The organism is Microbacterium sp. STF-2 (assembly GCF_034650155.1).
Taxonomy (GTDB): Bacteria; Actinomycetota; Actinomycetes; order Actinomycetales; family Microbacteriaceae; genus Microbacterium; species Microbacterium maritypicum_A.
Genome location: NZ_JARKMW010000002.1, coordinates 202020 through 221949, shown reverse-complemented (window position 1 = coordinate 221949; position 19930 = coordinate 202020). Strand labels below are relative to the sequence as shown.

Here is a 19930-nt window from a genome sequence, read left to right as displayed (position 1 = left end):
TCCTTTCGAGATGGTCTGCCTCGATGACGCTACCGGCGCCGACAGGGGGAGAAGCGCGCGTGATCGGCGAGGCGGATCCATTGACATGATCGCATATGAATTGCATTATGTGCATCATGGATTCAATAGCTGGCAACGGAGCCGAAGACCATCCCCTGCTGTGGAGCCGCCGCTCCGTGCTGCGCATGCTCGTGATCGCCGGTGTGCTTCCTCCGGTGCTGGGCTCGCCCTACGGCTCGGCCCCCGCCGCCGCGACAGAACTCACGACGTCGGGAGGGGTCTACGCCGATGCCCTCCGTCGCCTGGACAAGCCGAACCTGGCATTCACCCAGGTCGCACAGCTGGTCGGGGACGACCACCGCATGACGTTCTTCCAGGCCACCTGGGACGGCGGGGCGACCATCGTGCGCGATCTCGAGGTCAAGCGCAACGGCGGCTGGCTGGCGATCACCGATCCCGCCCACCGGTTCGACGAGCAGTGGCTGGTGCTGGAGGGGACGCTGCCGTCGGGGAGCGCGCCGGAGCTGTACGGACCGCTCACGCCCAGCTGGCTCGGATTCACCTCGTTCCAGGTGCTCGGGCCGCAGGCGATCGAGCTGACCACGAGCACCGACGATGTCGACCTGGTCGTGCGGTGGCGCCTGGAGGGCGCCCATCCTGAAGCGCACTACGTGGTCACGGCCAAGACCGCGGGGGACTACATCGTCGGCTATCAGAGCCAGGACACGAAGTCGCTCGACGACCTCGACGAGGTGCTGTGCGGTTCGTACCAGCACGCGCTCTCGGTGCTCGACGGTTCCGCGCCCCTGGGAGCGTGGGAGCTCTTCGCCCCGATGGCGCTGACGCAGTACGCCGTGGGCGACGTCGCCGTCACCTCGGGTGTGTACCTGCCGTCGGAGGTGGCCGAGTTCGTGCACGAACGGCAGCTCATGTCGGATCGGCAGCCGTACGGCATGAGCCTGCGCAACGACAGCCTCGACATCGTGCCGTCCATGTACTCGCCGCAGCCCGGGCTGCGCACGGCCATGACGGTCGGACAGCAGCGCGGCTTCGCCTTCGGCATCGCCGCTCGAGCCGACACCCTGTACGGCACCTACACGCAACTGTGCCGGAACGAGTACGGCCTCACCGCGTATCGGCGCAATGTGTACGACCGATCGCTGACCGACGCGGTGCACGCGATGACCGCCCTGATCGCGGTCGAGCCGAGCGGCGACGATTCCGTCGACTACGTGCCTTCGTACTCGGGCTGGTGGAACCGCGCCAAGGGATTCGTCGACGTCGAGAACGAGGATGCGGTCCGCACGGCGGCCAGCGGGGTCGTGCTCGCCGCGCACTACCTGACCGGGACCGCCGACAGCACGCTCTACGACCGTCGTGCGCGTCCGCTCGTGGAGTACCAGCTCTCCCGCAAGGGCATCGGGCACACGCCGATGATCGGCAGCCCGGTGTACAACGACAAGACGCAGTACCGGATCGGGAAGATCCCCACCGATGCCGTGAACCTCGCGTCGCTCTACCAGCTCACGCACGGCCGCAACGCCGGCATCCAGCGGCTTGCGGTGCAGGCGACCAAGGCGGGCGTGGTCGGGCAGAGCAGGGCGCCGTTCTCGAACGCGCTCGCGACCTACCGCGTCACGGGGGATCCCGCCTATCTGGCGGAGGCGACGCTGATCGCCCGGAGGTATGCGCAGGAGCAGATCCTCACGCCATATCGCAGCAACGGCCAACCGCCGGGAGGCTTCGCCTACAGCTTCTCGAAGTACTGGGTCGACCTTCTGGAGATGTTCGAGGCGACGGGCGAGACCGAGTTCCTCGACGGGGCATATCGCGAGGTGCAACGGTTCATCACGCAGACGGCGGTGCGCCCGGTTCCCGACACGAACGTCACGGTCCCGGTCGGAGCCGTCATCAAGCAGCAGTACGACTGGGAGTCGCGTTCGTCGCTCCCGTCGTACCCGACGACGAACGTTCCGACGGAGACGGTGCCGGCCTGGTACGTCTCGCCCTCCGGCCTGACGTTCGAGGCGCTGTCGTCGTTCAAGCTCGGCGTCAGCACCCTGACCAACCCGGGCGGCGGCTACGTGTTCAACCCGTGCTGGGCCGGAGCTCTGCTGCGGCTGGCGCATCACACCGGAGACGAGCTGCTCGCCGACATCGCGCACAACATGGTGATCGGACGGTTCACCACGTATCCCGGCTACTACGGGCGGCAGTTCCAGGTCGCGCACATGAAGCCCGACTTCGCGACGAGCGGTCCGGTGGGGATCACGGGGTACTACTTCCACCACGCGCCCGCCCAGCTCGGACTCGCGATGGACTACCTGATCAGTGAGAGCTTCTACCGCAGCGCCGGCGCTATCGAGTTCCCGCACGTGTTCGAGGCCGACTTCGCCTACTTCAAGTTCTTCGCCTACGGTCATGCGCCGGGAACGTTCTTCGGCGAGGACGGCGTGTGGCCGTACTTCCCCGAGGGGCTCATCGGGGTCGACAACCCTCTGGTCAACTGGATCGGCGGCGTCGGCAACGGTGCCCTGTACGTGAGCCTCACCAACTCCGCGGGCACCGCGCAGCAGGTGGTCGTCGACCTCTCCACCGATCTCACCGGCCTGCCCCGCAGCTCGTCGACCGCGGTCGAGGTGGTCGCCGCGAACGGCGCCCGCTCGACCTCGGCGGCCCAGAACGGTCGCGTCACCGTCACGGTGCCCGCACGCGGACTGCTGGCCCTGGTGGTGCGGAACGTCACGGTGCAGCGGCCGGGGCTGCCGTTCGATGACGTCGTCGATCACGGGCGCGACAGCTTCCACGAGATCGACTCCGACCCCGCCACCGAGTACGGGGTCGCGCGCGGGATGCTTCTGGTGCGTCCCGACGGGCAGGGGTACGACGCCTACGTGCAGATCGACACCGAGCAGCAGGCCACGCTGTCGTACCGCATCGGTGCGCAGGCGGTGCAGCAGGCTCCGCAGAAGGCGTACCCGTTCGAGTGGACGATCCCCGTCGACGACCTCACCAAGACGTTCCGGTACACGATCACCTCCGGGGGCACGACCACGCCCGAGGTCACCCTCCAGCTGCCGTCGCGGATCAGCGGGGCCAACCCCGGGCTGGCGGGCGATGTGATCGCGCAGGCGACCGGAACCGCGGGAGACCGGGTTCCCTTGATCATCGAAGTGCGCAATGCGACGGACGACCCCGTCACCGGCACCGTGGCTGTGACCCTGCCGTCTGGCTGGAGCCTCGACGGTGCCGTCCCGGCGATCTCCGTTCCCGCGCAGGGCTCCGCGCGGGTCGAGTCCGCGGCCGTCATCGCGACCGCAGCGGCGCTCGGCGAGGTCGAGGTGAAGGCGAAGCTGTCGGTCGCCGGCGAGGACCCCGTGACGCTGCGCCCCGCCGCGATCGAGGTGATCGACCGTCGCCGCCTGGTGTCGCTCACCTCGGACGTCGAGATCGTCAGCGGTCCCGGCGCGGTCGCGAAGCTGACGGCACTCGTCATCAACACCGGGGTCACCCCGCTGCAGGGCACGCTCGCGCTCTACGGCCTCACCGGGTGGAGCGTCGGGCAGCAGAGTGCGACGATCACGGTGCCGCCGAGGTCGGATCTGACCCACACCTGGACGGTGACGGCAGGGGCCGGCGTCGCGCCGGGATCGTCGACCCGATTCGAGGCGCGCCTGGACCAGACTCTGCGACGCGGAGTGCTCGTGCGCGTCGCCGATGAGGGCGTGATCGCACACACGCAGTCGCCGTGGCCGGGCTACCTGGAATCGGGCAACTGGTACCCCAGTGGACTCTCCGGCTGGAACGGCACGCGCACGCGCTACAGCGACTCCGACTCCGTGGGCAGCACCGTGACGTGGAACGTCGACCTTCCGCAGGCGGGGCTCTACCGCGTCTCGGTCTGGTACCCGACGAACCCCACGACCACGACCGCGGCCGCCTACGTCGTCGAGCATCAGAACGGCAGCTCCGAGGTGATCGTGGATCAGACCCAGGGCGCGGCAGCGTGGCGATCGCTGGGTTCGTTCCGCTACGCGGCCGGTGCGACCGGAACAGTGCGGCTCGAGGTCCGCAACACCAGCATCCACCGCGTCAGCGCGGCGCAGTTCGTGCGCATCGGGGACTGACATGACGAAAGGGGTGGGCCGGTCGGAGAGATCCGGCCGGCCCACCCCTTCGTGGTGGGTGCGGAGGGGCGTCAGTGCCGCACGTACTCCTTGATCGCGTCCTCGTCGACGGTCACGCCGAGGCCGGGACCGGTCGGGACCAGGAACCCGCCGTCGGCACGCACCTCGAGCGGTGTCGTGAGCAGGCGGTTGGCGACCGGGAGCGTGAACGGCTGGTACTCGAACGCGAGGAGCGAGGTGGCGCTCGCCGCGACGTGCACGCCGGCAGCCATCGCGATGCCGAAGGCGGCCGAGTGGTGCGGGGCGACCTGCACGTGGAACGCGTCGGCGACTGCCGCGATCGCGAGCCCCTCGGTGATGCCGGTGCGGCCGATGTCGGGCTGCGTGAGGCCGACAGCGCGGCGGGTGAGCCAGTCGGTGAACTCGAAGCGGCTGCGCATCGCCTCGCCCACCGCGATGGGGGTGGCGAGCGCGGTCGCGAGGTCGCGGTGTCCCTCGACGTCTTCGGGAGCCAGCGGCGCCTCGAAGAACCATGCCCTCCGGTCGTCGAGCTCCCGACCGAGGGCCCGCGCCTCGCCGAGCCGGTAGGTCCAGTGCGCGTCGAGCGCGACGTCGAGGTCGGGGTGCACACCCCGGACCGCGTCGTAGGTGGCGAGGTCGGTGCGGATGTCGACGCCGAGGTGCAGCTTGATGCGGCGCACGCCGCCCTCGACGAGCTCGGCCGCCTTCTCCGCCCGCTCGACGTCGTCGACACCGCGGATCCCGGAGACATAGGTCGGCAGCACTTCGTGGAAGCGTCCCCCGGCGAGCTCGGAGACCGAGAGGCCGGTCGCATGGCCCCAGAGATCCCACAGGGCGATGTCGACGGCTGCCATGGCGTCGGCCTGGTGGCCGGTGAGGTGCCCGCGCTCGCGCATCGACTCTGTCATGCGGTGCCAGAGCGTGCGCACCGAGCGTGGGTCCTCACCGAGGATGAGGGGGGTGAGCAGGTTGTCGACGATCGCCGCGGCGACGACGGGGGCGACCGGCGCCAGCGCCTCGCCCCAGCCCACGAGACCCTCGTCGGTCTCGATCTTCACCAGCAGGGTCTCGTAGCCGGGGGAGTAGAGGCTCCGCCACGGCGGGCGGATCACGTAGCCGCGGTGGTCGACTGCGGTGTCGCCGGCGTAGGAGTTGTTCGCCTCCTCCTTCGACAGGTAGAGGGGGAAGGTCTGGACGCGCGTGATTCTCACAGGGGTCTCCAAAGACATCGAGGGGCGAGCGGCCGGCGGCTGGTGCCGCGGTCAGGGATCAGGATCGGATCAGGGGGCCGCGTCGCGGCGGAGGAGTCAGAGCGCGGCGAAGGCCGACGCGGTGCGGGACGGGCTGTAGCCGAGAGCCACGGAGATCTCGTCGGCCGCTTCGATCAGCTGCAGCGCGAGTTCCTGGTGCGGGGCGTGCAGGTCGAGCACCGAGAGGGGACCGCTCGCGGAGAGCCCGGCGACGATCTCACCCGCGCGGTTGCGGATGGGGGCGGCGATGCACGCGCGTCCGAAGGCGAGCTCCTCGATCTCGGTCGCATAGCCCCGGCTGCGGGTCTCGTCGAGGGCGAGCTGCATGGCTGCACGGTCGACGATCGTATGAGGGGTGAAGCGCTGAGGCGTCTGGGCGAAGTACTCGTCCACCTGCTCATCGGTCATGCCGGAGAGCAGGGCCTTGCCGAGGCCGGTGGCGTGCAGAGGGCCGGTGCGTCCGGCCATCGCGAAGGACTTGGGCGCGAGTGCGCCTTCGAAGTTGCAGAGGTAGGTGAAGGTGAAGCCGCTGAGCTCGGCGACGTTCACGCCGATCTCGATCTTGCGGGCGAGGTTCTGGGCGATCTGCCGCGACGCGCGGAAGATCGGGGAGCCGTTGAGGGCGATCGTGCCGAGCGCCACGGCTGCCGGTCCCAGGCGGTAGAGGCCGGTGCGGGCGTCCTGCACCACGAACTTCATGCGGTCGAGTGCCGACATCATGCGCGAGACGGTGGACTGGCCGAGCCCGGTGAGCGTGCAGAGCTCGGAGACCCTCAGCTCGCCGGACTCCTCGGTGAAGCATGCGAGCAACGACATCGCCCGTTCGACGGTCTGGGTGCCGCCCACCGATTCCGATGCCATGGTCACTCCTCCTCAGTACTGCCGCCGCGGATGCGACGCTGCGGCTGGTCGCCGCTGCCAGTCATCTTATGCAGTGAAATGGCTTCGAGCAACACAAATGTGGGTGTCTTATGCATTTTGTGGATTTCGCATCCGCATTGTGGTTAACTGGCCGCACGTCGACGTTGACGACTGTGACGACGACGCGCAGGGCCCCCGGGGGTCGTCTCTACTGGAAAGTGACTGCAATGCAACAAGCCATACTCGAGCGGCCCGCGGAGAGCGAGCAGAAGGCCGTCGAGCCACGCTCCGGGCGACGCTCCACGCTGGGCGCGAAGGATCGCACCTTCGGTTTCATGATCGCACTTCCTGCGGTCCTTCTGTTCCTCGTGATCGCGATCTTCCCCCTCGTGTCGAGCATCTTCACGAGCCTGTTCGATCAATCGCTCCTGCGTCCCGAGCGCACCTTCGTGGGTCTGGACAACTATGCGGCCGTGTGGGAGGAGTTCTTCGCCCGGCTCGGCACGACCCTCGTGTTCGCGTCGCTCTCCACGGTCTTCCCCCTCGTGCTCGGTGTGGCCCTCGCCCTGCTGCTGAACGCCCGCATGCGCGGACGCAACATCCTGCGCGGCGCTCTCATGCTGCCCTGGCTGCTCCCCGGCGTGGTCGTCTCCTTCCTCTGGGCGTGGATCTTCAACGACAGCTACGGCGTCGTCAACCACGTGCTCTCGGTCTTCGGCCTGCCGGAGGTCAGCATGCTCGGCACCCCGACCGGCGCGATGGCCGCCGTGGTCATCGCCAAGACCTGGCACTCGTTCCCGTGGATCATGGTCGTCGCCCTCGCGGTGCTCCAGACCCTCCCGAGCGAGCAGATCGAGGCGGCCACGATCGACGGTGCGACGCGTGCGCAGCGGTTCCGCCACATCTCGCTGCCGCACATCGCCGGCCCGGTCACCCTCGTCGCGGTGCTCGAGTTCATCTACAACTTCGGCAACTTCGACACGATCTTCGTCATGACCGGCGGCGGGCCCGGCAATTCGACCACGACGCTCGCGGTCAGCCTCTACGACCTGGCCTTCGGCAGCTACGAGCTCGGCAAGGCCTCGGCCATGGGCACGCTCTGGCTCGTCCTGCTCGCGATCATCACGACCGGATACCTGTTCCTCAACCGACGGCTGGAGAAGTGATGCGCCGTAGTCGCGATGTGGGGGAGTCGATCATCCGCCCCCACCTGTCCATCCCGGGGCGCGTGCTGCTCCTGCTCCTCGCTCTGTTCGGCCTGCTGCCGGTGTACTGGCTCACGGCGACCGCGTTCACGAAGAAGGAGGACGTCTTCTCCCTGGACCGTCCGTTCTTCCCGGTCGACCCGACTTTCGAGAACTTCGTCGGCTTCTTCCAGAACGACCTGCTGCTGAAGAACCTCATGAACAGCATCATCGTCTCCACCGGAACCGCCCTGCTCGCGGTCCTGGTCGGCGGCCTGATGGCGTACTCGCTGTCGAAGTTCCGCTACCGCGGCCGGAACGCCGTCATGTTCATGTTCCTCATCGGTCAGCTGATCCCCGGCGCCCTGCTGCTCATCTCGCTGTACCTGATGCTGAGCTCGGCCGGGCTGCTGTACACCTACACGGCGCTGATCATCTCGTTCACGACGTTCACGCTGCCGCTCGCGGTGTTCCTGTTGAAGGGCATCATCGACGCCCTCCCCGACGACATCATCGAGGCGGCGAAGGTCGATGGCCTGTCACGCACGGGCACGATGTTCCGCATCGTGTTCCCGCTCGTGGTCCCCGGTCTCATCACCGCGGGCATGTTCGCGTTCATGCGCGGCTGGAGCGATCTGCTCTTCGCCCTCACGCTCGCCGGCCCCGACAAGCAGACTCTGCCCGCCGGACTCACCCAGGCGTTCATCCGCGAGGGCACGGCCGACTGGCCGGCACTCATGGCGGCGTCCCTCATCACCTCCCTCCCGCTCGTCATCATCTTCATCCTCCTGCAGCGCTACTTCGTCTCCGGCCTCGCCGCCGGAGCGGTCAAGGGCTAGCGATGCACCGCAGAACAGCTCGTCCCCCTCATCCCGAAGGAGCAGTCTCATGAACATCTCGAACTCGCAGCTGAGCCGCCGAGCCTTCCTCGGAGGCGGCACGGTCCTGGCCGCGTTCGGCGCTCTCGCGCTCGCCGGCTGTGCCACTCCCGCCGCCCCCGGCACCGGTGCCGGAGCCACGGCCGCCGGGGCCACGAAGGCCAAGACCATCAACTTCTACGGCAACTCGCTCGGCGAGGAGGCCCTGAAGTCGGCATGGCAGGGCATCCTCGACGGATTCTCGAAGCAGGAGGGCGTCAAGGTCGCCCCCGTGATCTACCCGTACGATCAGGCGGCCACTCAGCTGGCGCTGACCGGACGCTCCGGCAACCTCATGGGCGTCGGACAGTCGGGCGGGTGGCAGGTGCTCACCCCCATGAACGTGCTCGCCGACCTCTCCGACCTCGCGAAGGGGCTCGGCATCCCGCAGGGGGTGCTCGACTCGTACACGATGGACGGCAAGCTGCTCGTGCTGCCCCTGACGGCCGCCGGCATCGGCATCATCACCAACGGAGAGATCGCGAAGAGCGTCGGCATCAAGTCGGGCATGACCGTGGAGCAGTTCGCCACGGCGCTCGAGAAGATCAAGAAGCAGGACTCCTCGCTGATCCCGTACGCCGCCGTCACCAAGAACCCCGACCTCAAGGACGCCGTCCCGTGGATGTGGGGCTTCGGCAGCGACGTCGTCACCGACGATCTGAAGTGCACCCTGGGCGACGCCGAGAGCGTCAAGGCCGTCACCTGGTACAAGTCCCTGCAGGACGCAGGGCTGACGCAGACGAACGTGGCGCGCAGCGATGCCCGCATCCTGTTCGCGAGCGGACGGGCGGCCCTGTACGACGACGCCCCGCTCGCATCGACCTTCGTCAAGACGAACGGTGCCGCCCAGAACATCATCGACAACATCGGCGCGATCTCGCGTCCGACCGCCGGGGGCAAGGATTCGTTCAACCGGGCCTGGGGCAGCGGTGTCTTCGCGACGGCGGGCGAGGGAGAGCTCACGAGCCGTGACTTCATCCTCTACGCCGCGACCAATGTCGAAGCGGCGACCGCGCTGTACGAGAACTCCGCGGTGGCACCTGCCGCCAAGAGCGTCGCCGACAAGATCCCGGCCCTCGCGGCAGACAAGTTCCAGGGCGCGTTCCGCACCGAGGTCTCCGAGCACGCCCGTGGCGCCGCCTGGGACCGCGTCGCGGTCACCGCGCAGATCGATGCGGCCATCGGAGCGGGGGTCGCGACGATCCTCGCCGGTCAGGTCGAGGTGCAGGCCGGCCTCAACGCGCTGAAGAAGGAAGTGCAGGGTCTGCTCGACGCGAACGCCTGAGCGGATCGCAGAGTCAGAAGGCCGCGTCCCGATGGGGACGCGGCCTTCTTCGTGGGAACGAGCGGCTCAGAGCCAGCGTTCCCGCAGCACCGGCTTCAGCCAGGCGGCGGGCGAGGAGATCGACAGACCGCCGTCGACGGCGATCGAGGTGCCGGTGACGAAGGATGCGGCGTCGGAGGCGAGGAACGCCACGACCGAAGCCACCTCCTCCGGGCGCCCGATGCGCCCGAGCGGGTAGCCCTCGCTCTCTCCGGTGTCGACGGCCGAGATGCTGCCAGGCTGCACGGCGTTGACGCGGATGCCGCGGGGGCCGTAGTCGAGAGCGAGCTGGCGGATGAGGCCGTCCACACCGGCCTTCGCGGCCGCGTAGGCCGGGAGGGCAGGAGCGGCGAGGGACGAGTTGACCGAGGTCACCGCGACGATTGACGACCCCGATGCGAGGCGGGGGAGAGCGGCTCGTGCCACGAAGAACGCCGAGTCGAGCGTGGCGCCGAGCGCGCCGCGCCAGTCTTCGTCGCTCGTCGCCTCCGCGCGGGCGATCGGCATGCGGCCGGCCGCGAGCACGACGACGTCGAGTCGGCCGAGCGCCTGCTCCGCATCCGCGACGGCGCGGTCGGCGGCCTCCGGTCGGCTGCAGTCCGCGACGAGGTACCGCTCGAAGACGGGATCGTCGGAGTCTTCGAGCCCCACCCCGACGACGGCGTCTCCACCGTCGACGAAGGCGCGGGCGATCGCGAGACCGATGTCGGAACTGCCGCCGATCAGCAGCACGCCGCGGCGGGTCACACGCGCACCGTGGTGGGGATGGGCGGAAGGGCGAGCTCGTCGATGACCAGCTTGACCGATGCACGGCTGCCGGCATCCAGGCGCGAAGCCGGGTAGCGCACCGTCGCGTGGTCGATCACGCCGCGCGCGACGAGGACCTCCTTGTGCACCGCCCACGCGATGCCGCCCTGCAGACCGATCAGCACGAGAGGGAGCATACGACGGAACTCGGCACGGGCTTCGTCGACGCGCCCCTCCGTGAACTGCGCGAGCACCGGACCGAGGAGGTCGGGGAACTCGCAGGCCGGCATCGTGCCGACGGCGCCCCTGGCATACTCCTCCAGGCAGAATTGCGCATTCTGTCCACCGAGCACCGCGAAGTCCGGATCGTCGATCGCCGAGACGACCGCGCCGACCTTGGGCGCGGTCGGCGGGGCTTCGACCTTGACGGAGTCGACGCCCTCGAGGCGGGCGATCTCGGCGATCAGCGCGGGGGCCATCACGACGCCTGTGACGCCGGGGGCATCCTGCACCATGACCGAGAGGGAGGTGGCGTCGGCGACATCTCCGTAGAAGTCGACGAGCGTCCCGGCGGGCGGCTTCACCATGAACGGAGGAAGCACCATGAGGGCATCAGCGCCCCCTTCCTCCGCGAGGAGGGCCTGCTCGATCGAGGTCGCCGTGGACGTGCCGTTGACGCCGGCGATCACGGGCACCCGGCCCTCGACCACACGGACGACATCGTCCAGGATCGTGCGGCGCTCCTCGGTGGTGAGCGCGAAGCCCTCGCTCGCCATTCCGAAGACGGCGACGCCGTCGACTCCGGACGCGAGCTGGAACTCGACCAGTCGGCGCAGGCTCTCGCGGTCGAGGGCACCCGACTCGTCGAAAGGCGTCGCCAGGATGGGCATCAAGCCGTGGAGTGTCGGAGCCATCAGCTGTTTCCCCGCTTCATCATCGTGTATCCACATTTCTCGCAAGTGTTATGCATATTGTGAGATAGTCTGCCACATAACGGTTATGACCTACCAGAGAAGGATGACCCGGATGTCGCACCCTCAGGCCGCCCGCACCGTCGAGATCCTCTCCGACGCCCGCTACGTCCAGGCCGAATCTCCACGCTGGGATGCCCGTGACGGCAGCCTCCTCTGGATCGACATGGCGACGGGTTCGCTGCACCGCGGAGGCATCGAGGGCATCACGGTCGTTCCCGAGGCCGCGGTCGTCGTCGGCGCGCAGATCGGTGCCCCGATCCCGCTCGCGCAGCCGGGCACGGGGTGGCTGGTCGGCGTCGACCGCCGCGTCGTCCACGTGAGCGACGATGGCGTCGTCTCGCCGATCACCGACGACATCGCGGGACCCGGCGACTACATGAACGATGGCGGGGGCGATCCGTCCGGGCGCTTCTGGGTGGGGAGCCAGGCCATGCCCCGCGACCCGCACTGCACACTGTGGAGCCTCGGTCCCGACGGGGAGCCCGTCGCGCGCCTCGGCGGCATCACCGTGTCGAACGGCCTCGCCTTCGACCGCACCGGTGCCACGCTCTACTACATCGACACGCTCCCGCATCGCCGCATCGAGGCGTTCGATGTGGCGCCGGACGGAGAGCTCTCGAACCGCCGCACGGTGTGCCGGGTCGAAGGAGGCAACCCCGACGGCATGACGATCGACCTCGACGGCATGCTCTGGGTCGCGGTCTGGGATGCGTCCGAGGTGCGCCGCTACTCGCCGGCCGGGGAGCTCCTGGAGACGATCGTCCTTCCGGCGAAGCGGCCGACAGCCGTGGCTCTGGTCGACCGGCTGCTGGTGATCACCACCGCGAGCATCGGACTGACCGATCCCGCCGACGCCGACGGGGCACTGCTCGGCGTGGAGGTGGAGGTCGGCGGCGCACCCGCGTTCCCCTGGCGAGGCGCGGTGCCGGCGACGACGGCGGCCGGTTCGATCGAGGAGGGGGCCTCGTGAGCACCGTGGACAACGCGCAGCTGCAGGAACGCCTGCGCCGCACCCGACTCGTCGCGATCCTGCGGGGGACGGATGTCGACGCCACGGTCGGCGCGGCGCGGACGCTGCTCGCGGCGGGCGTGCTCACCCTCGAGATCGCACTCACCCTGCCTGACGCGGAGGAGGCGATCGCCCAGGTCGTGCAGGACGCGCCGAACGGAGCGCTGATCGGCGCCGGTACCGTGCTCGACGAGGCCGACGTGGAGAGGGCCCTCGCCGCCGGCGCGCAGTTCATGGTGACGCCCACGCTCAGCGCTTCTGTCGCCCATGCGGTCAGCCTGGGCATCGGCGTGCTCCCTGGCGTCTACACGCCCACCGAGATCCAGCGCGGCCACGACCTCGGCAGTGCAGCGGTGAAGCTGTTCCCCGCATCGGCGCTCGGGTCCGGTTTCATCCGCGCCGTCCGCGATCCTTTTCCGCAGGCGCGGATCATCCCCGTGGGAGGGGTGCGCGTCGACACTGTCGCCGAGTACCTCGCCGCCGGGGCCTTCGGCATCGGGGTGGGCGGGCCTCTCGTCGGCGATGCGGCGAGTCCCGGCGGCGATCTCGACGCGCTCGCCGTCCGCGCCGGGGCATTCATGCAGGCCGTGCGCGCGGGGTGACCGGCGCACTCCATAGGTTCCTCATCATCGGCCCCTCGATCTCGCATATGCGCGATTCCTAACGTCGATCTCGCCCCGCGATGGCCGCGGCGGAAGGAGAGAGATGTACGGAACCTATCTGCGGCGCGAACTCGCCGGCCGCAAGAAGCAGACGATGATCGTCGCGATCGGGCTGGCGATCGCGATCGCCCTCGTGATCGTCGTCAACGCCCTCACGGCGGGAGTGCGGGACGCGCAGGCGCAGGCCCTCGCCTCCGTCTACGGAGTCGGCACCGATCTCACCGTGACGGGCGAGCCCGCCGAACCCGGCCAAGGCGAAGGGCCGCGCTTCGACTTCGACGCGGATGCGGGTCAGAGCGACGGCGAGACCACCACGCTCGCGCAGTCCACGCTGCGGACCGATCTCCTGCGCGGCACGCTCGACTCGTCGGTGCTCGACACCGTCGCCGCCACGGACGGGGTCGCCGCGGCATCCGGGGCGCTCAGCCTCACGAACGCCACCTTCTCCGGTGAGGTGCCCAGCGGTGGATTCGCTCCGCAGGACGGCGAGCAGCCGGCCGCGCCCGAGGAGGGGCAGACCGCACCGGACGCCGGACAGGGCGGCGGAGGAGGATCCTTCGGAGTCGACTCCTTCTCGGTGCTCGGCATCGACCCCGCAGCGACCTCGGTCGGTCCACTCGCGTCGGCCGAGGTGACGGACGGACGCGGATTCGACGCCGATGATGCCGAGGCGCTCGTCGCCCTCGTCGACAGCACCTACGCGGGTACCAATGAGATCGCGGTGGGAGACACCATCGATGTCGCCGGCTCCGATGTGGAGGTCGTCGGCATCCTCGGTTCGACCTCGGACAGCGCGGATACGGCCGCGAACGTCTATCTGCCGCTGCGCACCGCGCAGAGGCTCGCCGGAGTCGACGACGTCATCTCCACCGTCTACGTGCAGGCGGATTCGGCCGATTCGATCGAGGCCGTGCAGTCCGCGTTGGCCGGTGCGCTCCCCGATGCGACCGTCACCTCGCAGTCCGAGCTCGCCGCGACCGTCTCCGGTTCGCTCTCCAGCGCGACCGCACTGATCACGAACCTCGGCACCTGGCTCTCGATCATCGTGCTCGCCGTCGCCGTGCTGCTCTCGGTGCTGCTCACCCTGTCGGGCGTCGGGCGTCGCACCAGGGAGTTCGGAACGCTCAAGGCGATCGGCTGGTCGAACGGCAGGGTCGTCCGTCAGGTCGCCGGAGAGTCCATGGTGCAGGGGCTGATCGGGGGAGCGGTCGGCCTCGTCCTGGGTGTCGCCGGCATCGTGCTGATCAACGTCCTGAGGCCCACGGTCGCTGCGAGCGGTGCGAGCCAGGGCGCGGGTCCCGGTGCCATCGGCGGGGGCATGGGCGGGGGACCGACCGGAGGTGGAGGGATGCTCCAGACCGCCGCGGCGGATGTCGTGCTCCAGGCGCCGTTCACCCCCGGGGTGCTGGTCGCCGCCGTCGGTCTCGCGGTGCTCGGCGGACTCGTCGCCGGAGCGTTCGGCGGCTGGCGCGCCGCGCGTCTCAGCCCGGCGGAAGCCCTGCGGTCGGTCGGATGATCACCGCACGTGCGGGCGACGTCCGGCACGACCCGCCACCCCCGATCCGAACAACCCGGAAGCCGACGACCCACGAGCAGGAGACGCACATGACCATCGCAGACCTCGAGCAGACGGCGCCCCGAGGCGGGCACGAGCAGCCGATCTACCGCGTCACGGGCGTGACCCGGACGTACACGCAGAAGGGGCGCATCGTGAAAGCGCTGACCGGTGTGGACCTCGACATCATGCCCGGCGAGTTCGTCACGATCCAGGGCCCCACCGGCGGCGGCAAGTCCACGCTCCTGCAACTGCTCGGTGCGCTCGACACGCCGACGACGGGTTCCCTCCTGTTCGACGGCCGCGAACTCGCGTCGGCCTCGGCGAAGGAACTCGGACGCCTCAGGGCGGAGGAGCTCGGATTCGTGTTCCAGGGGTTCAACCTGATCCCCACGCTCACGGCCACGGAGAACGTCGACATGGCGCTCGAGCCCCTCGATCTCGACAAGGGAGAGCGGCGCATGAGGGTCGCTGAGGCTCTCGCCCACGTCGGTCTCGACGACAGAGGCGACCATCGGCCCTCAGAGCTCTCCGGGGGTCAGCAGCAACGCGTCGCGATCGCGCGCGCCCTCGTCAAGAGGCCGCGGGTGCTCCTGGCCGACGAGCCGACGGGCAACCTCGATGAGAGCATGCGCGACGAGATCCTGACGCTTCTCGAATCGCTGTGCGCCGAGGGCATCACGATCATCGTGGTGACGCACGACTCGGCGGTGGCGCGACGCGCGACACGGCGTCTGCGCCTCACGAAGGGTGTCGTCCAGGACATCACGAGGTAGGCGGTGGGATGGCACCACCATGGTGCACGAAGGGCCGGGTACCTCGCGGTATCCGGCCCTTCGACGACGGGACGTCAGTGCGTGTCTTCCGCCTCGATCTCGGTGCGGTCGCCCGACCACAGCGTGTGGAACGTGCCCGGCTTGTCGATGCGCTTGTACGTGTGCGCACCGAAGAAGTCGCGCTGTCCCTGCACGAGCGCGGCGGGGAGGCGGTCGGCGCGGATGCCGTCGTAGTACGACAGCGACGACGAGAACGCCGGAGCCGGGATGCCCGCCTGGGCCGCGGTCACGACGACGCGACGCCACGATGCCTGGCCACGCGTGAGCGCCTCGGCGAAGTACGGTGCGGTCATCAGCACGGGCAGGTCGGGGGTCGCCGCGTAGGCGTCGGCGATCCGGTTGAGGAACTGGGCGCGGATGATGCAGCCGCCGCGCCAGATCTTCGAGATCGCGCCGAGGTCGATGTTCCAGCCGTACTCGGCCGCCCCCGCCCGGATCTCGTCGAAGCCCTGCGAGTAGGCCACGATCTTGGAGGCGTAGAGCGCCAGGCGCACATCCTCGATGAACTGCTCGGTGTCCTCGGTCGAGACCGTGAACTCCTCGTCGGGGCCGGGGAGGCCGCCGGCGACGGCGCGCTGCTCGGGGTGCGACGAGAGCGAGCGGGCGAAGGTCGCCTCGGCGATGCCGGAGACGGGGACGCCGAGCGAGAGCGCGGTCTGCACGGTCCAGGCTCCGGTGCCCTTGGCGCCGGCCTGGTCGAGGATCACGTCGACGAGCGGCTTGCCGGTCTCGGCGTCGATCTGGCGGAGCACCTCTGCGGTGATCTCGATCAGGTACGACTCGAGCTCGCCCTTGTTCCACTCGGCGAAGATCTCGGCGATCTCGGCCGGCGACTTGCCCGTGCCACGGCGGATGAGGTCGTAGGCCTCGGCGATGAGCTGCATGTCGGCGTACTCGATGCCGTTGTGCACCATCTTGACGAAGTGCCCGGCGCCGTCGTGGCCGACGTGCGTGACGCACGGCTCGCCCTCGGCGATCGCGGCGATCGACTTCAGGATCGGTCCGAGCGTGACCCACGACTCGTCAGAGCCGCCGGGCATGATGGAGGGGCCGGTGAGGGCACCCTCCTCGCCGCCGGAGATGCCGGCGCCGACGAAGTTGATGCCGGTCTCGCGGACCGCCTTCTCGCGACGGATGGTGTCGGGGAAGTACGCGTTGCCGCCGTCGACGATGATGTCGCCCGGCTCGAACACCTCGACCAGCGCGTCGATCACCGCATCGGTCGGGCCGCCGGCCTTGACCATGATGATCGCGGTGCGCGGCTTCTGGAGCGAGTCGGCGAACTCCTGGTAGGTGTGGGCCGGGACGAATCCGGCCTCGGGGTGCTCGTCGAGGAGCGTCTGGGTCTTCTCGTAGCTGCGGTTGAAGATCGCCACCGTGTTTCCCTCGCGGCTGGCGAGGTTGCGGGCGAGGTTCGATCCCATGACGGCGAGTCCGACGACTCCGATGTTCGCTGATGCTTCGGGCACAGAAGGCTCCTCGATCGTGAAGAAGGGGTGGTTTCAGCGTATCGCTGTACGGGAGGTCAGTGGCCACCTGTGTCACGAGAGGCGATGAAGCGTCGTGACACCGCGATGTCGCGGTCTCCGAGCCCGGCGGCGACCAGTTCGTCGAAGGCCGCACGCAGGGTGGGCAGCAGGACGGGCGAGGTGCCGGTGGCTTCGGCGATGTCGGCCGCGAAGCCGAGGTCCTTCACCATGTACTGCGCGATGCCGCTGGGGGAGTCGTCGCCGGTGACGAGCTTCTCGCGACGACTGTCGAGCAGGCGCGAGCCGGCGTAGCCGCCCGAGAGCAGCGACCAGAGCGCATCGAGGTCGAGTCCGGAGCGCTCGGCGAGCACGGTGGCCTCGCCGAGCGCCATGATCGTCGCCGACACCACGAGCTGGTTGCAGGCCTTGGCGACCTCGCCGGCCCCGAGTGGTCCGAGCAGCACAGGGGTTCCGCAGGGCGCGAGCACCTCGGCGGCGACGGCAGCATCGTCCGGGTCGCCGCCGAGCATGATCGAGAGGGTCCCGGCGACCGCTCCGTCTTCCCCACCGGAGACCGGGCAGTCCACGATCCTGACCCTGCCGCCCGTCTGCGCTCCGACGCGGTCCGCGAGCGCACGGACGGCGGGAGCAGACGAGGTGGACCCGATGAGGATGAGCAGGTCTCCGGCGTCGGCGAGCAGCCCGTCGGGTCCGTCGAGCATGGCTTCGAACGGGGGGAGGTCGGGCAGCATCATGAGCAGGACGTCTACTCTGGAGGCGAGCTCGCGTGCTGTCGGCGCCCACGAGGCGCCGGCGGCCAGCAGTTCCGGCTGCGGGCGGCGCGCATGGATGACGAGCCCCCCGCGGGCGGCGAGCAGGCGGTCGGCCATGGGGCGGCCCATGGCGCCGAGGCCTACGACGCCGACGGTGACGGATGAGATGCTCATGCGCACACGGTAGCAACAATCCAACAGATAGAACAGTGTCCAACAGGATGGAACTGGGCTAAGGTGAGGGATCCAGACTTCCCGAGGGAGGGGACCAGCATGACGGGGACCGAGAAGAAACTGCGCGCCGTCGTGGCGGTGCCGCTGCCGGAACGCCTGTGTCGATTGATCGAGGAGCTCGAGCCTCGCCTCGAGGTGGTCCGCGATCACGCACTCCTGCCGCCGATGCGCGGACCGGCCGACTGGTCCGGCGACCCGGAGTACGTACGCACGCCGAGCGCGCAGCAGGCGTTCGACGAACTGGTCGACTCCGCCGACGTGCTGTTCGGGATCCCCGACGTGGACGCGGCGGCGCTGGCCCGCACCGTGACCGCGAACCCGCGTCTGCGCTGGGTCATGACGACTGCCGCCGGTGGCGGTGCCTCGGTCAAAGCCGCGGGTCTCGAACGGGCGCAGCTCGACCGCGTCGTGTTCACCACCAGTGCCGGCGTGCACGGGGGCCCGCTCGCGGAGTTCGCGGTGTTCGGTGTGATGGCGGGCGCGAAGAACCTCCCGCGCCTCCTCGCCGATCAGGGGACGCGTACCTGGCCGGACCGCTGGGAGATGCGTCAGCTCGACGAGATGACGGTGCTGGTCGTCGGTCTGGGCGGCATCGGCACGGAGTGCGCGCGACGCTTCCATGCGCTCGGCGCACGGGTGTGGGGGACGACGCGCTCCGGGCAGCCGGTGGCGGGAGTGGATCGCCTGGTGCCGCTGGACGAGCTGACCGACGCGGTGGCCCACGTCGACGCGATCGTCGTCACCCTTCCGGGCACGGCGCAGACGCACCATCTGATCGGCGCCGACGTGTTCGATGCGGTCAAACCCGGTGCGATCATCACCAACGTCGGCCGCGGCACCGTGATCGACGAGAGCGCTCTGCTCGGTGCGCTCGACGACGGTCGCGTGGCCTTCGCCGCGCTCGACGTCTTCGAGCAGGAGCCCCTCGACGGTGCGTCGCCGCTGTGGTCGCATCCGAACGTGCTCGTGAGCCCGCACACCGCCGCCCTCAGTTCCAAGGAGGAGGAGCGGATCGCCCGTCGCTTCGCGGAGAACGCGGCGCGCCTGCTCGATGGCGAGCCGCTGACCGCCGTGGTCGATACGGTCGAGTTCTACTGATCGGCCCACAGGTGATCGAGCGCCTGTGGCTCCCTGCTGTCGGAAGGCGCGGCCATGGATGATGACACCCGCGAAGGGCGCGACCCCGCACCCGCCGTGACCCGCAGCATCCGCCTGCTCGGCATCCTCGCCGAGTCCGGGGGTCCACGAACGCTCACCGAGCTCGCGGGGGAACTCGGGCTGGCGAAGTCGTCGACGGCGAACCTCTGCCTGGCGCTCGAGGCCGGGGGCATGATCGATCGCACCCCGCAGGGCTATCGTCTCGGGGTGCGCACGGCCGAGCTCGGAGGTGCGTTCGCTGCCCAGTTCAACCAGGTGCGGGAGTTCTACAGCGTGTGCGAGGCCTCGCCGCAGCTCGCCTCCGAGCTGGTCCAGGTCGCGATGCTCGATGGCACCGATGCGCTGTATCTCGCGCGACATGAGGGGTCGCGCTCGCTCCGGCTGGGCACCCCGCTCGGCTCGCGGCTTCCGGCGCCGCTGTCGGCCACGGGGCGCGCGCTCCTGGCGGCGATGAGTGACGCTGAAGTGGTCGAGCTCCTCGGTGAGGATGCCGTCTTCCCGCAGCTCACCGAGCGGAGCGCGACGACCATGCCGGGGCTGCTGGAGGTGCTGGCGACCGCCCGTCGACGGGGCTGGGCGCTCGATGCCGAGGAGTCCTTCCGCGGCATCGTCGGCGTCGCGGTGCCCCTGGAAGGCTGGGCGCCGACGGACCCGCCGCTCGCGCTCGGTGTTGCGATCCGTGCCGCCGAGGCCGACTACGAGCGCATCGAGCGGGTGGGTGAGGCGCTGCGGGACGCCGCCGCCGCGCTGACGAACCCCTTCAGCTCAGCCGTTCGGCACTGACGCCCTCCTGCGCCCCATCGCGCCCGCAGGGCGCGGTGGTCCTTTT

The 19930-nt window shown here is 69.4% G+C and carries 16 protein-coding genes; 10 read left to right on the top strand and 6 right to left on the bottom strand.

Annotated features, from left to right (window positions below; translation table 11 throughout):
- Positions 1 to 116 precede the first annotated feature (116 nt).
- A complete protein-coding gene (locus tag MicroSTF_RS14980) occupies positions 117 to 4127 on the top strand; it encodes a hypothetical protein (protein WP_322956773.1) in 4011 nt (1336 codons plus the stop codon).
- Between the two features lie 71 nt (positions 4128 to 4198).
- On the opposite strand, the gene MicroSTF_RS14975 is transcribed toward MicroSTF_RS14980, so the two are convergent.
- Both MicroSTF_RS14975 and MicroSTF_RS14970 read right to left on the bottom strand, forming a co-directional pair.
- Positions 4199 to 5359: a mandelate racemase/muconate lactonizing enzyme family protein gene (locus tag MicroSTF_RS14975; protein WP_029265757.1), complete on the bottom strand. Its 1161-nt coding sequence runs from the start codon at positions 5357 to 5359 to the stop codon at positions 4199 to 4201.
- A gap of 96 nt (positions 5360 to 5455) precedes the next feature.
- Positions 5456 to 6259, bottom strand: a complete 804-nt coding sequence (locus tag MicroSTF_RS14970; protein ID WP_021199741.1) for an IclR family transcriptional regulator — start codon at positions 6257 to 6259, stop codon at positions 5456 to 5458.
- 227 nt (positions 6260 to 6486) lie between these two features.
- Between MicroSTF_RS14970 and MicroSTF_RS14965 the strand changes: the two genes are divergently transcribed.
- Genes MicroSTF_RS14965 through MicroSTF_RS14955 form a run of 3 tightly spaced genes read left to right on the top strand, consistent with a single transcriptional unit; the run spans position 6487 to position 9645 of the window.
- A complete protein-coding gene (locus tag MicroSTF_RS14965; protein ID WP_021199740.1) occupies positions 6487 to 7425 on the top strand; it encodes a carbohydrate ABC transporter permease in 939 nt (312 codons plus the stop codon).
- Positions 7425 to 8282 (top strand): carbohydrate ABC transporter permease, encoded by an 858-nt coding sequence (locus tag MicroSTF_RS14960; protein ID WP_021199739.1) that lies wholly within the window; start codon positions 7425 to 7427, stop codon positions 8280 to 8282. The genes MicroSTF_RS14965 and MicroSTF_RS14960 overlap by 1 nt, the downstream gene beginning before the upstream one ends.
- A gap of 49 nt (positions 8283 to 8331) precedes the next feature.
- On the top strand, positions 8332 to 9645 hold the full coding sequence (locus tag MicroSTF_RS14955) for an extracellular solute-binding protein (RefSeq protein WP_021199738.1): 1314 nt from the start codon (positions 8332 to 8334) through the stop codon (positions 9643 to 9645).
- 66 nt (positions 9646 to 9711) lie between these two features.
- Here MicroSTF_RS14955 and MicroSTF_RS14950 read toward each other — a convergent pair whose 3' ends face one another.
- Both MicroSTF_RS14950 and MicroSTF_RS14945 read right to left on the bottom strand, forming a co-directional pair.
- Positions 9712 to 10431, bottom strand: a complete 720-nt coding sequence (locus MicroSTF_RS14950; protein WP_029260539.1) for an SDR family NAD(P)-dependent oxidoreductase — start codon at positions 10429 to 10431, stop codon at positions 9712 to 9714.
- A complete protein-coding gene (locus MicroSTF_RS14945) occupies positions 10428 to 11345 on the bottom strand; it encodes a dihydrodipicolinate synthase family protein (protein WP_029265749.1) in 918 nt (305 codons plus the stop codon). Before MicroSTF_RS14945 ends, MicroSTF_RS14950 begins: the two co-directional genes overlap by 4 nt.
- Before the next feature lie 112 nt (positions 11346 to 11457).
- Between MicroSTF_RS14945 and MicroSTF_RS14940 the strand changes: the two genes are divergently transcribed.
- The 4 genes from MicroSTF_RS14940 to MicroSTF_RS14925 all read left to right on the top strand — a co-directional run bounded on the left by MicroSTF_RS14940 (position 11458) and on the right by MicroSTF_RS14925 (position 15407).
- Entirely contained in the window at positions 11458 to 12375 is a 918-nt protein-coding gene (locus MicroSTF_RS14940; RefSeq protein ID WP_322956765.1) for an SMP-30/gluconolactonase/LRE family protein, read from the top strand.
- Positions 12372 to 13016 (top strand): bifunctional 4-hydroxy-2-oxoglutarate aldolase/2-dehydro-3-deoxy-phosphogluconate aldolase, encoded by a 645-nt coding sequence (locus MicroSTF_RS14935; RefSeq protein WP_292768461.1) that lies wholly within the window; start codon positions 12372 to 12374, stop codon positions 13014 to 13016. The genes MicroSTF_RS14940 and MicroSTF_RS14935 overlap by 4 nt, the downstream gene beginning before the upstream one ends.
- A 103-nt stretch (positions 13017 to 13119) precedes the next feature.
- Positions 13120 to 14592, top strand: coding sequence for an ABC transporter permease (locus MicroSTF_RS14930; RefSeq protein ID WP_315070183.1), 1473 nt, complete (start codon positions 13120 to 13122; stop codon positions 14590 to 14592).
- 89 nt (positions 14593 to 14681) lie between these two features.
- Positions 14682 to 15407 (top strand): ABC transporter ATP-binding protein, encoded by a 726-nt coding sequence (locus MicroSTF_RS14925; RefSeq protein WP_315070186.1) that lies wholly within the window; start codon positions 14682 to 14684, stop codon positions 15405 to 15407.
- 74 nt (positions 15408 to 15481) lie between these two features.
- Here MicroSTF_RS14925 and gndA read toward each other — a convergent pair whose 3' ends face one another.
- On the bottom strand, positions 15482 to 16936 hold the full coding sequence (gene gndA, locus MicroSTF_RS14920; RefSeq protein WP_029260545.1) for an NADP-dependent phosphogluconate dehydrogenase: 1455 nt from the start codon (positions 16934 to 16936) through the stop codon (positions 15482 to 15484).
- Positions 16937 to 16992: 56 nt separating this feature from the next.
- On the bottom strand, positions 16993 to 17883 hold the full coding sequence (locus tag MicroSTF_RS14915) for an NAD(P)-dependent oxidoreductase (RefSeq protein WP_315070189.1): 891 nt from the start codon (positions 17881 to 17883) through the stop codon (positions 16993 to 16995).
- Between the two features lie 99 nt (positions 17884 to 17982).
- Between MicroSTF_RS14915 and MicroSTF_RS14910 the strand changes: the two genes are divergently transcribed.
- Both MicroSTF_RS14910 and MicroSTF_RS14905 read left to right on the top strand, forming a co-directional pair.
- Complete coding sequence (locus tag MicroSTF_RS14910) at positions 17983 to 19041, top strand: D-2-hydroxyacid dehydrogenase (RefSeq protein WP_315070192.1); 1059 nt, start codon at positions 17983 to 17985, stop codon at positions 19039 to 19041.
- A 54-nt stretch (positions 19042 to 19095) separates the two neighbouring features.
- Entirely contained in the window at positions 19096 to 19884 is a 789-nt protein-coding gene (locus tag MicroSTF_RS14905; RefSeq protein WP_029260548.1) for an IclR family transcriptional regulator, read from the top strand.
- The last annotated feature ends 46 nt before the right edge of the window (positions 19885 to 19930 follow it).